At 70.8% G+C, this 13,438-nt stretch carries 11 protein-coding genes; 6 read left to right on the forward strand and 5 right to left on the reverse strand.

What is annotated here, in order from left to right; all coding sequences use genetic code 11:
• Positions 1–89: 89 nt before the first annotated feature.
• A complete protein-coding gene (locus PV963_RS17315) occupies positions 90–2,441 on the reverse strand; it encodes an immune inhibitor A domain-containing protein (RefSeq protein WP_274816638.1) in 2,352 nt (783 codons plus the stop codon).
• Positions 2,442–2,902: 461 nt separating this feature from the next.
• Here PV963_RS17315 and PV963_RS17320 point away from each other — a divergent pair, with 461 nt between their 5' ends.
• The gene (locus PV963_RS17320; RefSeq protein WP_274816639.1) at positions 2,903–3,175 is read left to right on the forward strand and encodes a hypothetical protein; all 273 of its coding nucleotides are present in this window, start codon (positions 2,903–2,905) and stop codon (positions 3,173–3,175) included.
• A 61-nt stretch (positions 3,176–3,236) separates the two neighbouring features.
• Here PV963_RS17320 and PV963_RS17325 read toward each other — a convergent pair whose 3' ends face one another.
• Together PV963_RS17325 and PV963_RS17330 are read right to left on the reverse strand one after the other, a co-directional pair.
• Complete coding sequence (locus tag PV963_RS17325) at positions 3,237–3,995, reverse strand: RDD family protein (RefSeq protein ID WP_274816640.1); 759 nt, start codon at positions 3,993–3,995, stop codon at positions 3,237–3,239.
• A 118-nt stretch (positions 3,996–4,113) separates the two neighbouring features.
• Complete coding sequence (locus tag PV963_RS17330) at positions 4,114–5,898, reverse strand: RDD family protein (protein WP_274816641.1); 1,785 nt, start codon at positions 5,896–5,898, stop codon at positions 4,114–4,116.
• 244 nt (positions 5,899–6,142) lie between these two features.
• Between PV963_RS17330 and PV963_RS17335 the strand changes: the two genes are divergently transcribed.
• Positions 6,143–6,553, forward strand: coding sequence for an SsgA family sporulation/cell division regulator (locus tag PV963_RS17335; RefSeq protein WP_274816642.1), 411 nt, complete (start codon positions 6,143–6,145; stop codon positions 6,551–6,553).
• A gap of 56 nt (positions 6,554–6,609) precedes the next feature.
• Here the strand turns inward: PV963_RS17335 and PV963_RS17340 are convergent, their stop codons facing one another.
• A complete protein-coding gene (locus PV963_RS17340) occupies positions 6,610–8,031 on the reverse strand; it encodes an FAD-binding oxidoreductase (protein WP_274816643.1) in 1,422 nt (473 codons plus the stop codon).
• Positions 8,032–8,123: 92 nt separating this feature from the next.
• Between PV963_RS17340 and PV963_RS17345 the strand changes: the two genes are divergently transcribed.
• The 4 genes from PV963_RS17345 (at position 8,124) to PV963_RS17360 (ending at position 12,120) form a co-directional block, all read left to right on the forward strand.
• On the forward strand, positions 8,124–9,560 hold the full coding sequence (locus tag PV963_RS17345; protein WP_274816644.1) for a tetratricopeptide repeat protein: 1,437 nt from the start codon (positions 8,124–8,126) through the stop codon (positions 9,558–9,560).
• Between the two features lie 184 nt (positions 9,561–9,744).
• Complete coding sequence (locus PV963_RS17350; protein WP_274816645.1) at positions 9,745–10,542, forward strand: ABC transporter ATP-binding protein; 798 nt, start codon at positions 9,745–9,747, stop codon at positions 10,540–10,542.
• Positions 10,543–10,551: 9 nt separating this feature from the next.
• A complete protein-coding gene (locus PV963_RS17355) occupies positions 10,552–11,313 on the forward strand; it encodes an ABC transporter permease (protein ID WP_274816646.1) in 762 nt (253 codons plus the stop codon).
• 15 nt (positions 11,314–11,328) lie between these two features.
• Entirely contained in the window at positions 11,329–12,120 is a 792-nt protein-coding gene (locus PV963_RS17360) for a MerR family transcriptional regulator (RefSeq protein WP_274816647.1), read from the forward strand.
• Between the two features lie 86 nt (positions 12,121–12,206).
• Here PV963_RS17360 and hppD read toward each other — a convergent pair whose 3' ends face one another.
• Positions 12,207–13,352: a 4-hydroxyphenylpyruvate dioxygenase gene (gene hppD / locus PV963_RS17365; RefSeq protein ID WP_274816648.1), complete on the reverse strand. Its 1,146-nt coding sequence runs from the start codon at positions 13,350–13,352 to the stop codon at positions 12,207–12,209.
• Positions 13,353–13,438: the final 86 nt, after the last annotated feature.

Raw genomic sequence — 13,438 nt, forward strand, 5'->3', positions numbered from 1 at the left:
AGCGAGCCACAGGACGCACCTAAACACGGATCGGCGGTGACCCGCCAGTGGGTCACCGCCGATCATGCTCTGACCTGGTAAAACGCGATCTACTCCGCCGCGGGGCCGACCTCGAGCTCGATCGTCGAGCCGTCGCGGGCCTCCTTGAGGACCTTGATTTTCGTGTTGGTGTCAGTGATCTTGACGCCGGCGGCCTCGTTCGACTCGTCGTAGTAGTCGTGGGTGCGGTCGTTGAAGACCGGCACGCCCTTCGACGACGGGATCCGGGTCGCCACGCCCGCGTTGTGCAGCGTCATGCCGTCCGTGCGGAACCTGCTGAACGGCGCGTCGTAGCTCTGGATGCGGTTGCGCATCAGCGTGCCGTCGGACCACTTCAGCGGGGTCGGGTGCGAGTCGATCGGCAGCAGCAGACCGGTGCCCGGGTGCTCGCTGGTGTTGTTGTCCGCCTGGGAGGTGTCCCACTTCCAGATCAGCAGGCCGTTCTGGTACGCGTAGTGCTCCACCCAGTCCGGACGGCTGTCGGTGAAGCCGAAGTTGTACGGGCCGACCTTGAGGGTCTTGTCGTACGACACGTACTGGCGGTTCTCCGCGATGTAGTACTGCGCGTAGTCCTTGGTGAAGGACTCGCCCATGCGGGAGAAGCCCTTCGCCGTCCAGGCCGCGTCCCCGGACTCGGCGTCGTCGGAGAAGACGGTGGCGCCGTCGGCGGTCACGGCGATCCGGTCGGCCGTGAAGCCCTTCATCGCCAGGCCGCCGTCGGTCTGGTAGCGCAAGCGCAGGTCGAACTTCCTGCCCGCGTAGGCGTCCAGGGAGTACGCCAGCTTCTTGTAGCCGTCGACCGCGCCGCTCAGGGCCGGCTTGTCGCTGCCGTCCCGCGGGATCGGCTTGCCGTCCACGGTGCCGTCCAGGGCGGTCCAGTTGGCGCCGCCGTCGGTCGAGACCTCGGCGTAGAGGTGGTCGTAGTTGGCCTCGATCTCGTACCAGCCGTCGAAGGTCAGCGACGCCGACTTCTTCCCGGTCAGGTCGACGGAACGGGTCAGCGTGTTCGTCAGGTTGTTGCCGCTGCCGCTCCACCACTGGGTGGCGCCCTGGGCCGGGGTGACGAGCCGGGTGGTGACGGCCTTCTTCGGCAGCTCCACCACCAGGGCCTGCTTGTGCTTGGTGTGGTACTCGGAAAGGCCCAGCTTGTGCCAGGAGTTGACGCCCGCCTTGGCGGTGTCGTAGTTCAGCCAGCCCAGCTGGAGCTTGTCCCAGGCGGTCATGTCGCCGGGCAGGTCACCGATCTCGTTCTTGCCGGTGCCGAGCCAGGAGCCGGAGGACATCAGGGTCCAGAAGCCGGTGGAGTTCTCGCCGCCGCCGGTGGTGTCGTAGTGGTCCGGCAGGCCGAGGTCGTGGCCGTACTCGTGGGCGTAGACGCCGAGTCCGCCGTTCTCCGGCTGGACGGTGTAGTCGCCGACCCAGATGCCGGTGTCGCCGATCTTCGCGCCGCCGAGCTTGTTGTCCTCGGGGCCGGTGGCGCCGGCGTCGGTGCCGAAGGCGTACCAGCGGTGGGCCCAGATCGCGTCCTCGCCCTGCGCGCCGCCGCCTGCGGACTCGTCCTCACCGGCGTGCACGACCTGGAAGTGGTCGATGTAGCCGTCCGACTCGTTGAAGTCGCCGTCGCCGTCGAAGTCGTAGCGGTCCCACTGGTCGTACTGCTTGACGTCCGCCTTGATCTCGGCGTCGGTCTTCCCAGCCGCCTTCTGCTGGGAGACCCACGCGTTCAGACCGTCGCTGACGACGTTCCACACGCTCGGGCAGTTTTTGTCACCGCAGGCGTTGTTGCCGTAACGGGCCTCGTTGTAGGGGACCTTGACCCAGTCGGAGACCTCGCCCTCGACCGAGTAACGGCCGGAGGACTGCTTCTCGTAGTACTTCTTCACCGACTCGGTGTTCTTGCCGGTGCCGAAGTAGAGGTCCTGGAAGTACTCCTGGTCGTAGTCCGCCCGCCAGGCCGTGGAGTTGTCCTTCTTGCGGTCCGGCTTGGCTATCTGGTTGTGCAGCGGGCCGGGCGTGCCGCCGAACTCGCTGATCTTGTCGCCGAACTCGACCAGGATGGTGAAGATCTTGTCGGTCTTCTCGCGGCCGAGCTCGACGTACTTGCTGTCGCCCTTCTTGCTCTTGAGCTGGACGACCTTGGAGCCGTCACGGTTCTTGACCGTGTTCTTGCCGGATATGACCTGCTTCAGGGCCTCCTGACGCTGGGCCTCCTGCGTCTTGCTCAGCGGGCCTTCGAGGTCGTGCTCGCCGTGGTGGCGATCCGCCGGGTCGTGCCGGTCCACGGTGGTGGACCTGGGGGCGGAGGTGTCGTCGGCCACCGCGTAGGCAGAGGCGGTGGCGGTGGCCGCCGCGAGCGCCACGCCTATGGCGGCCGCTCTGAACGTCCAGGGTCTACTGGTCACTTGAGTTCCTCCCCCGCGTTCGTGCGCGCGGAGGAAGGGGTCTGGTGTGAAGGAGTCCGCGCGCGCGTGATCAACGCGTGTAGTCAAGTGACGACATTTGACTAGAGGTTTAGAAGAAAAGACAGATCTTGACTTGGACAGGTCAAGTGCACTATGCGGAGCCGGTGTTCGTTTTACGGACAACCACCGCGACATCCGGCTGGCGGTGTCCGCCGTCCTGAAGGAACGGGTCGGCGTCCGGCGGGCACGTGCCACCGTCCGGTCGGCGCGCGCATATGTCCACTACCTGGACGCCATGACTCCGTGCGCCCCCTGTGCTCCGGCCCTGTTGGTTAGGTCACGCTTACTGTCCGTTCCACTCGGGCACCCTGCCGGTTAGAGTCGCTTGGCGGAACGCCCGGAAGCTGGCGGAATGCCAGGCCGACACCCCCGTGGACCCCCACTTCGAGGACATGATGGCCATGCCCCGTCCGACTGCCGCACAGCTCGCCTACGGTTCCTGCACCGTGATCTTCTCGACCCTCGCCATGCTGCTGCTGTCACAGACGAGTTCGGGCGTGGGGATCGCGATCATCGCCGTCGCGGCGCTCGCCCTCGGGCTGCTGGTCGCCATGACCGTGCCGCTGCCCGGGAAGCGCCCGGCGGCGGTGGAACAGCCCGCGCCCGAGGAACCGGTACGGGCCTCGGTGCGCGCGCCGGCCCCGGAGCCGGTGCGCGAGCGGGCGGTCTCCTGACCGCCGACCGGCCCTTCCTCACCTCCGGTTGATTCGTCTGTGCCTCGATCGGTGAGGTGCCTCAATTGGTGCTGACCACGACCGTTTTGGCCGCCTTGTCGTGCAGGCCCTGCTTGTAGGGCCGGTCGAAGAAGCTCCAGCCGCCCGAGATCGCGGTCCAGACGCAGGCACAGCAGAAGGCGAACGGGAGCCACAGCACCGCCGCGCGCATCAGCGCGTTCTGCACGGAGGGCGTGGCGCCGTTGTCGAGGTTGGCCACCCGCATGTGCAGCAGCTTCTTGCCGAGGGTCTGGCCGGTGCGCGCGGTCAGGATCGTGTCGTAGGCGATGTAGAGGACGGCGGCGACCGCCGACTGCCAGACGGACCTGCCGACCTCGATGCGGTCGCTGTCCACGTCGTACTCGTTGACGTCGAAGCCCCAGGTGAGCAGCCAGACGACGACACCCACCAGGATCATGTCGAGGATGCGGGCGAGCGTGCGCTTGCCGCTGTCGGCGAGCGGGGGCATGCCGGCGAGGGGGTCGGTGGGGTAGGAGTCACCGCCGTAGGGGCCGCCGCCGGGAGGACCGTCGTAAGGGCCGCCACCCGGAGGACCGCCGTAGGGGCCACCGCCGGGAGGACCTCCGTAGGGGCCGCCTTGGCCGCCGCCGGGAGGGCCGCCGCCTGGAGCGCCGCTCTGGCCGCCGCCCGGGTACGGCGGGGGCTCGTTGCCGTGGGGCGGGACCGCGCCCTCGCCGGGCTGTTCGCCCGGGGGCCGCTTCCTGAACGGATCGTCTTCCGGGGGCTGCTGACCGGAGCCGGGGGGCGGTTCACTGCTCATGGCCCGAGTCGACCGCGAACCCCACGGCTCCGCATCCGGCGGGCGGCCGTCCGAGGTACGGCTCCACCTGGTGCCGCAGCGGTACGACGCCCTCCCGTGCCGGACGTACGGGTGCCGCTCAGCCCGCCACGAACGTGTGCGCGGCCTTGTCGTGCCAGCACTGGCGCCACGGCTTGTCGAAGAGGCACCAGGCGATGCCGACGATCCCGACGACGAGGAGTCCGGGCACGCTGTAGACCAGCCAGCGGCGCAGGGCCGCGCCGAACTCCGGGGCGTCATGGCCCTCGATGTCCCGCACTTCGAGACCCATCAGCTTCTTGCCGAGAGTGCGGCCCCACTTGGCGGTGGGCAGCACCTCGGTGACGACGCCGACGAGCAGCAGGACGGCCAGGACGATGCCGAGGTACACCGACGTGGTGCCGTCGAGCAGCCAGACCGTGACGGTCTCGCCGGAGAGCTTGGCCTCCTCGATCTTCTCGTTGACGTGGTCGACCGCCTTGATGCCGAGCGGTACGGCGGCCCCGGCGGTGACGCCGGCGAGGACGAGGGTGTCCAGCAGCCGGGCGACCAGCCGCTTGCCGAGCCCCGCGGGGCGGGCCGACGCCTGGCGCCGGGCGGCCGCCTGGAAGATGTCCTCGGTGGGCGGCTTCCAGGGCGCGACGGGCTGCTCGTCACCGCCGCCCGCTCCGGCGAGCCGGTGCACCTGCTGCGCCCAGGAGGACTGACCGCCGCCGGGGCCGGCGCTGAGGGGCGTGGCGGAGGCGGCGGGGCCGGGCTGGGGCCCGCCGGACTGCGGGGGGACGGTGGGCGCCGACTGGGGCCCGGACAGCGCCGTCGGGGCGGCTGCGGAGGCCTGGACGCCGGGGTCTGCCGGTGCGGCGGCCCGGGCGGCGGCGGCCTTCCCGGCGCCGAAGCCGGGGCGGTTCGAGGCGTCGGCGGAGGCGGCCGGGCCGCCCGGCGCGCCGAAGGCGGGTCCCGCCGGGCTGCCGGCCGGGCCGGCCTGGGCTCCGAAACCGGACCCCGCCGCCCCGAAGCCCGAGGCACCGGAGCCCGCCGCCCCTCCCTGCGCGCCGAAACCAGACCCTGCCGAGTTGCCACCGGGGCCGCCCGACCCGGCCTGCGCGCCGAACCCGGACGCCGCCGGGCCACTGCCCGGACCGCCCGAGCCCACTGAGCCCACCGAGCCCGCGGAACCGAACCCCGGAGTCCCGGAGTTGCCGCCGGGGCCACCGGCCGGCTCGGAGCCGCTTCCGGACGCGGCCGTGCCCGGACGCGGCGACACCGCGCGGAACGTCATCGTGCCCTCGTCGGGGGCATCGGCGGGGGCTCCTCCCCCGGCCTTCCCCGTCGGGCGACGGAAGACGAACGTGCTGCCCGCCTCCGCGGCGTTCGCCTCCTGGTCGGCGGGAGACGGTGAATCCCCCTGTGGGGCGGACTCGCCGGCCGGCTGCCGGTCGGCGTGCGACACCCTCGGGTCGGCGCCCTGCGCGCCCTGCGGTGCGCCCCACGAGACGCGGCGGTCCGGATCGCCGCCGAAGCCCGACTGACGGGAGCGGTCGGCGCCCCAGGCGGACGCGGGTTCGGGACGGCTGCCGTGCTGGGCGTCGGCGGGGGACGGCTCGTCGGCCGGGTCCTCGTCGAAGAAGTGCGGACCGGTCTCCTCGACCGAGGCCGAGGCAGAGCCGGAGGGGGAGGGGGAGGCGCCGGAGGCGGCGGCGCCGGGCTGCTCCGCCCCCGCACCGGGCGGCGGTGCGAGCGTCTCGCCGTCCTTGGGCGCGGGACGGCTGGTGCCCGGTACCCAGGAGGCACCGTTCCAGTACCGGACATATCCAGGAATGGACGGGTCCGGGTAATAACCTTCGCGGGGCCTGTCGTCACCGGGGGCCGGGGTTGGGGCGCTCATCTCCGTCGTCCCGTATCTGCTCGAGGGCCAAATGGGGGCCTCCACATCTATCAGACGTGCGCAACCCCCACCGCCGCTCCCACCGGACCCACCCCTTTCGAGCACCGATGTGCTACGGATCGCGCGGCCGTACGCCTCCCCCTGCGAAAAAACTTCCGGCAACACGCGTAATGCCGCCGCCCCCGCGCGCTCTCTCCTCCCGACCGGCCCTCGCGGGCAGCCGTGCAGAGAAGGGAACACCGCCATGCGCACCGTGGTGGAACGCGAACTGGAGCTGAAACTCGTCCTGTCGCCGGAGCGCCGGATCCCGGTGCCGGCCCGGCTCGGATATGTCACCGACGATCCGTACGCCGTGCACGTCACCTTCCACATCGACTCCGCGCACCCCGTGCACTGGACGTTCGCCCGGGACCTGCTGGTGGAGGGCGTGTTCCGGCCGTGCGGGCGGGGGGACGTGCACGTATGGCCGACGAAGGCCGAGGGGCGCAGCATCGTGCTGGTGGCGCTGACCTCACCCGACGGGGACGCCCTGCTGGAGGCCCCTGCGGCCCCGGTGTCGGCCTGGCTGGAGCGCACGCTGCGGGTGGTCCCGCCGGGGACGGAGGGTGAGCAGCTCGGCCTCGACGACGAGCTGGCCCAGCTGCTCGCCCAGTGAGGCCGGCGAGACCGGCGAGACCAGCGAGACCGGCCAGACCGGCGAGGACACGGCCGTCAGAACAGCTTGCCCGGGTTCAGGATGCCCAGCGGGTCGAAGGCCTGTTTGACGGCCCGCTGCATCTCCATCCCCACGGGGCCGATCTCGCGCGCCAGCCACTCCTTCTTCAGCACGCCGACGCCGTGCTCACCGGTGATGGTGCCGCCGAGTTCCAGACCGAGGGCCATGATCTCGTCGAAGGACTCGCGGGCGCGCCGGGACTCCTCGGGATCCGCCTGGTCGAAACACACCGTCGGGTGGGTGTTGCCGTCCCCCGCATGGGCGACGACCCCGATGGTGAGCTGGTATTTCTCGGCGATCCGGTCGACCCCTTCGAGCATCTCGGCGAGCCGGGAGCGGGGCACGCACACGTCGTCGATCATCGTCACGCCCTTGACCGCCTCCAGCGCGGTGAGCGACAACCGCCGCGCCTGGAGGAGCAGCTCGGACTCCGCCGCGTCGTCGGCCGGTACGACCTGGGTGGCACCGGCGGCCTCGCACAGCGCGCCGACGGCGGCAAGGTCGGCGGCCGGGTCGGTGGTGTCGAAGGCGGCGAGCAGCAGGCCCTCGGTGCTCTCCGGCAGGCCCATCTGCGCCATGTCGTTGACGGCCTTGACCGTCGTACGGTCCATGAGTTCGAGGAGTGACGGGACGTGTCCGCCCTCCATGATGCGGCACACGGCGTCGCAGGCGGCGGCCCCGGAGGCGAACTCGGCGGCCAGCACGAGCTGCTCGGGCGGCTTGGGGCGCAGGCCGAGCACGGCTCGTACGACGATGCCGAGCGAGCCCTCGGAGCCGACGAACAGACGGGTCAGGTCGTACCCGGCGACGCCCTTGGCGGTGCGGCGGCCGGTGGACATGAGCCGCCCGTCGGCCAGCACGACGTCCAGTCCGAGGACGTACTCGGCGGTGACCCCGTACTTCACGCAGCACAGGCCGCCCGAGGCCGTGCCGATGTTGCCGCCGATGGTGCACATCTCCCAGCTGGAGGGGTCCGGCGGGTAGTACAGGCCGTGTTCGCCGACGGCCCGGGACAGGGCGGCGTTGATCACGCCGGGCTCGACGACGGCGATGCGGTCGACCGGGTTGATCTCCAGGATCCGGTCCATCTTGGTCAGGGAGAGCACGATGCAGCCGTCGGAGGCGTTCGCGGCGCCGGACAGTCCGGTGCGGGCGCCCTGCGGGACGACCGGGACGCGCAGGGCGGTGGCGGTGCGCATCACGTGCTGGACCTGCTCGACCGTGCGGGGCAGGACGACCGCGGCCGGGGCGCCGGCCGGGCAGAAGCTCGCCATGTCGTGGGCGTAGGAGGCCGTGACGTCGGCGTCGGTGAGCACGGCCTCGGCGGGCAGGCCGCCGAGCAGGAGATCGACGAGGTTGCCGGTCGCTGCGGAGTCTGCGCCTTCGGAGCTGGGCGCTTCGATACGGCTCATGATCACAGGTTCGCACCCGGGGCCATCGGTGTGAACCCCGTCGGCGCCACCCTTCGCCTGCCCGGGTGTGGTCGTCGTACTGACGCACAGTGAGCGCCATGGAGAACCAGCAGGAGGGTCCCCGGCGGCAGCAGAGCAGCCCGAAGGGCCGCTTGCGGACCCGGCGGGTGGCGCTGGCCTGCGTCGCGGGGGGTGCCGTGCTCGGCGGGGTGCTGGTGCTGCTGCCGTGGGAGCGGTCCGCCGAGCCCGCTCAGCCGTCGCCGGGAGCGCCGGCCATGGCGGCGGTCACCGCCGGGGTGCCGGCCGCGCTGCCCGACCTGGCGGAGCTGATCGACGAGCGGGAGAAGCGGCTGCGGACCCATCCGCGGGACGCGCGGTCCTGGGCGGTGCTCGGGGCGGCCTATGTGGAGCAAGGGCGGCGGCTGGCGGACCCGGCGTACTACCCGCGTGCCGAGAAGGCGTTGCGTACGTCGCTGAAGGTGCGGCCGGAGCGGAACACGCGGGCCCTGGCCGGACTGGCCGCGCTGGCCGACGCGCGCCGGGACTTCGCCGCCGCGCGCCGCTGGGGCGAGGCGGCGCTGAAGCTGGAGCCCCGGCGGTGGGCGACGTATCCGCTGCTCATCGACGCCTACACCGGGCTCGGTGAGCACGCGGCGGCCAAACGGACGCTGGACCGGCTGACGGAGCTGCGCTCCGGCCCCGCCGTACTGGCGCGGGCCGCCGCCGTCTACCGGGACCAGGGTTGGAGGGAGGACGCGGCGGCCTCGCTGGCGGACGCGGCGGCGGCCGCGCGGGCACCGGCCGAGCGGGCGGCCTACCTGGAGCGGGCCGGGCAGCTGGCCTGGGAACGCGGGGACCTCCAGGACGCGCTGCGGCACTTCCGGGAAGCGGTGCGCCTCGACCCGGACCAGCGGGCCGCGCAGGCCGGGCAGGCCAGGACGCTTGCGGCCCTGGGCCGGACGACGGCGGCGCTGAGCGCCTACCGGGTGGCGCTCACCAAGCAGCCCTGCCCCCGGTACGCCCTGGAGCTGGGCGAGTTGTACGAGTCGCTGGGGATGCAGGAGGCGGCCCGGGTGCAGTACGACCTGCTGCGCGAGCGGGTGCGGGCCGCCGCCGCGGGCGGGGCCGACGAGGAGCTGGTGCTGGGGCAGTTCGAGGCGGACCACGGCGATCCGCGGGAGGCGGTGCGCCGGCTGCGAGCGGAGTGGCGCCGCCAGCCCGGCACCGAGGTCGCCGACGCGCTGGGCTGGGCACTGCACCGGGCCGGGCGGCACGAGGAGGCCCTGCGGTTCGCGGTGCGGGCGACGGAGGGGGAGCACGGGGGCGGGGTGCGCAGTGCGGCGTACGCGTATCACCGCGGCATGATCGAGCGGGAACTGGAGCGGTACGGGGCCGCGCGACGGCACCTCGCGGAGGCGCTGCGGATCAATCCGTACTTCTCGCCCCTGCGTGTGCCTGCGGCGCGGGCGGCGTTGGAGGCGTTGGGGGAGCCGCCCGATGAGCGGGTGCCGGAGATGGGCGGGGAGCCGGGCTGAGTTTCCCGCTGCCGGGCGGCTGAGCCACCGATGGGAACGATTCACGGGACGACCCGCATCAGCGCCGGCGACCTGAATGCCGTGGTCGGGGCACGGCTTGACCTTGACGCTGGGTCAACCCCCCATCCTGCTGGCAGGAGTTCCTCGCAGTCGGCTGGAACAGCTCCGCAAAGGGGGGATGACCATGGTGGCCCAATCGATCGCCGGTCCGGCGATTCGCGTGCGGGGCCTGGAGAAGTCGTACGGGAAGCTCGAGGTGCTGCGCGGCGTGGACTTCGACGTGGCGCGGGGCAGCATCTTCGCCCTGCTCGGCTCCAACGGTTCGGGCAAGACCACGACCGTGAGGATCCTCGCCACGCTTCTGAAGGCCGACGCGGGGACGGCCGGCGTCAATGGCTTCGATGTCGCCACGCACTCGGCGGACGTGCGGGAGTCCTTCAGCCTCACCGGGCAGTTCACGGCCGTCGACGAGATCCTCAGCGGTCGGGAGAACCTCGTACTCGTCGCCAGGCTGCGCCACCTGGAGGGCCCGGGCGCGATCGCGGATGACCTGCTGAGGCGTTTCTCGCTGACCGACGCGGGCGCGCGGAAGGTGTCCACGTATTCGGGTGGGATGCGCCGCCGGCTGGACATCGCGATGAGCCTCATCGGGAATCCGCCGGTGATCTTCCTGGACGAGCCGACGACCGGTCTCGACCCCGAGGGACGCATCGAGGTGTGGCAGGCCGTGAAGGAGCTCGCCGGGTGCGGCACGACGGTGCTGCTCACCACGCAGTACCTGGACGAGGCCGAACAGCTCGCCGACCGGATCGCGATCCTCCACAAGGGTCGGATCATCGCGGACGGCACCCTCGCCGAGCTCAAGCAGCTCTTCCCGCCCGCCACGGTCGAGTACGTCGAGAAGCAGCCGACTCTGGAGGAGATCTTCCTCGCGATCGTCGGCGGCGACGACAAGAGCGATGCCACCGGCACGGACAAGTAGGGAACGAGGATGACCAGGTACTTCTTCGGCGACACCGCCGTGCTCACGGGACGGACCCTGCGCCATGTCACACGCAGCATGGACACCGTCATCACGACCGTCATCACGCCGGTCGCCATGATGCTGATGTTCGTCTACGTGTTCGGCGGCGCGATCGACACCGGGTCGGTTTCGTACGTGAACTACATGCTGCCCGGCATCCTGCTCATCACGATCGCGTCGGGCATCTCCTACACCGCGTACCGGCTCTTCACCGACATGAGGAGCGGGATCTTCGAGCGGTTCCAGTCCATGCCGATCGCACGGTCGGGCGTGCTGTGGGCACATGTCTTCACTTCTCTGGTCGCCAACCTGATCTCGCTCGTGATCGTCGTGGGCGTCGCTCTGCTCATGGGCTTCCGCTCGGGGGCGGGAGTGCTGGAATGGCTCGCGGTCGCCGGCATCCTGCTCCTGTTCACCCTGGCCCTGACCTGGATCGCCGTGATCCCCGGTCTCTCCGCGGCGTCGGTCGAGGGCGCGGGCGCGTTCGCCTACCCACTCATCTTCCTGCCGTTCATCAGCTCGGCGTTCGTGCCCACGGAGACCATGCCCGGCCCGGTGCGCGCCTTCGCCGAGAACCAGCCGGTGACGTCCATCGTCAACACGATCCGCGACCTGTTCGCCCAGCGGCCGGTCGGCGACGACATCTGGACCGCCCTCGCCTGGTGCGTCGGCATCCTCGTCGTGGCGTACGTCTTCGCGATGGCCGCCTATCGCCGGAAGATCGCCTGAGGCAGTCTGAGACCCATGCTCACCATCAGCCAGCTTGCGGCGTACGCCGGGGTGACGGTGCGGGCGGTACGCCACTACCACCAGATCGGGCTGCTGCCGGAGCCCGAGCGAGACCGGTCCGGGTACCGGACCTACGACGCCGCCGCGGTCGTGCGACTGATCCGGATCCACGCCCTGGCAGACGCCGGCGTGCCGCTGGCCCGGGTGCAGGAACTCCTCGACGCCGGCCCGGGGGAGTTCGCCGACGGCGTCCAGGAGATCGACAAGGAGCTGCGCGCCGAGATCCGGCGGCTGCAGGGCACCCGCAAACGGCTCGCCAGGCTCGCCGCGGGAGAGCACCTGGCGCTCCCACAGGGCGTCGTGGACTACCTCGACCGGCTGCGGGGTCTCGGCGTCGAGGAGCGGTACATCGAGATGGAGCGGGACGCCTGGATCCTGATCGCCGCCCAGGTGCCGCATCTCATCGACGATGTGATCGCCAAGAAGCACGAACAGCTTGACGACCCCGACTTGGTGAAGCTCTACAGCTTCCTCAGGGGGCCACTCGACTGGTCGGCCGACGATCCGCGGGTCGTCGAGGTCGCCGACCTCGTGGAGCGCCTGATGATTCGCGCTGTGGAGGCCGGCGAGGTGGGTGCCGACGGCTTCGACGACCAGCTCGTCGACCTGCTGGACTCGACCATGGTCCAGTCCTCACCGGGCGCCGAGCGGCTCCTGGCGATCCTTGAGGAGCGGGGCTGGAGGGGCTGGACCCGCATCGAGCGAGTGCCTGCCGACAGACTCAACACCGAGCTGCCGCCTTCTTGAAGGCAGGTCGTCCGGCAGGGCGATCTCGGGGCCGGGTCGTGCGGGTGCCCCGTGACACCCGCACGACCAGTCCGGGGCAGCCGGGATCACAGGTTGCCGCGCCGCTCCTGCTCTCGTTCGATCGCCTCGAACAGGGCCTTGAAGTTGCCCTTGCCGAAGCCCATGGAGCCGTGGCGCTCGATGATCTCGAAGAAGACGGTCGGGCGGTCCTGGACCGGCTTGGTGAAGATCTGGAGCAGGTAGCCGTCCTCGTCGCGGTCGGCGAGGATCTTCAGCTCGCGCAGGGTGTCGATCGGGACGCGGGTCTCGCCGACCCACTCCCCCAGCGTGTCGTAGTAGGAGTCGGGCGTGTTGAGGAACTCGACGCCGGCCGCGCGCATGGTGCGGACCGTCTGGACGATGTCGTTGGTGTTGAGCGCGATGTGCTGGACGCCCGCGCCACCGTAGAACTCCAGGTACTCGTCGATCTGGGACTTCTTCTTGGCGATGGCCGGCTCGTTGATCGGGAACTTGACCTTGAGCGTGCCGTCGGCGACGACCTTCGACATCAGCGCGCTGTACTCGGTGGCGATGTCGTCGCCCACGAACTCCTTCATGTTCGTGAAGCCCATGACCTTGTTGTAGAAGCCGACCCACTCGTTCATCCGGCCGAGTTCGACGTTGCCGACGCAGTGGTCGATGGCCTGGAAGGTGCGCTGGGCGGGCGGTTCGACGATCGGCTGCGCCGCGACGTAGCCGGGCAGGTAGGGGCCGTCGTAGCCGGAGCGCTCGACGAAGGTGTGGCGGGTCTCGCCGTAGGTGGCGACGGCGGCCAGGACGACCGTGCCGTGCTCGTCCTTCAGCTCGTACGGCTCGGTGACCGGGCGGGCGCCGTGCTCGACGGCGTAGGCGAACGCCGCGCGGGCGTCCGGCACCTCGATGGCGAGGTCGACGACGCCGTCGCCGTGCTCGGCCACGTGCCGGGCGAGGAAGTGGCCCCAGTCCGAGGAGGGCTTGATGACGGAGGTGAGGACGAAGCGGGCGGAGCCGTTCTCCAGGACGTAGGCAGCGGTCTCGCGGCTGCCGTTCTCCGGTCCGGAGTAGGCGACCAGCTTCATGCCGAAGGCGGTGGAGTAGTAGTGCGCCGCCTGCTTGGCGTTGCCCACGGCGAAGACGACCGCGTCCATTCCCTTGACCGGGAAGGGGTCGGCCTGCCGGGCGGTGTCGGGAGTGTGGTGTGTGGTCTGCGTCATAGCCGCAGGGTCTCCCCGCTCGGCAAGATGCGCAATAGTTTGCGTTTCGGCTGGGCAATCTGTTCAGCAATACGGCCGAAGCATCG

Origin of the sequence: Streptomyces coeruleorubidus (genome assembly GCF_028885415.1) — a bacterium.
Taxonomy (GTDB): domain Bacteria; phylum Actinomycetota; class Actinomycetes; order Streptomycetales; family Streptomycetaceae; genus Streptomyces; species Streptomyces coeruleorubidus_A.

Coding starts and splice junctions, on each gene's coding strand:
- PV963_RS17325 (WP_274816640.1), bottom strand. CDS start 3,995: ATGAGCAGTGAACCGCCCCCCGGCTCCGGTCAGCAGCCCCCGGAAGAC.
- PV963_RS17330 (WP_274816641.1), bottom strand. CDS start 5,898: ATGAGCGCCCCAACCCCGGCCCCCGGTGACGACAGGCCCCGCGAAGGT.
- PV963_RS17360 (WP_274816647.1), top strand. CDS start 11,329: ATGCTCACCATCAGCCAGCTTGCGGCGTACGCCGGGGTGACGGTGCGG.
- PV963_RS17350 (WP_274816645.1), top strand. CDS start 9,745: ATGGTGGCCCAATCGATCGCCGGTCCGGCGATTCGCGTGCGGGGCCTG.
- PV963_RS17345 (WP_274816644.1), top strand. CDS start 8,124: ATGGAGAACCAGCAGGAGGGTCCCCGGCGGCAGCAGAGCAGCCCGAAG.
- PV963_RS17320 (WP_274816639.1), top strand. CDS start 2,903: ATGCCCCGTCCGACTGCCGCACAGCTCGCCTACGGTTCCTGCACCGTG.
- hppD (WP_274816648.1), bottom strand. CDS start 13,352: ATGACGCAGACCACACACCACACTCCCGACACCGCCCGGCAGGCCGAC.
- PV963_RS17355 (WP_274816646.1), top strand. CDS start 10,552: ATGACCAGGTACTTCTTCGGCGACACCGCCGTGCTCACGGGACGGACC.
- PV963_RS17335 (WP_274816642.1), top strand. CDS start 6,143: ATGCGCACCGTGGTGGAACGCGAACTGGAGCTGAAACTCGTCCTGTCG.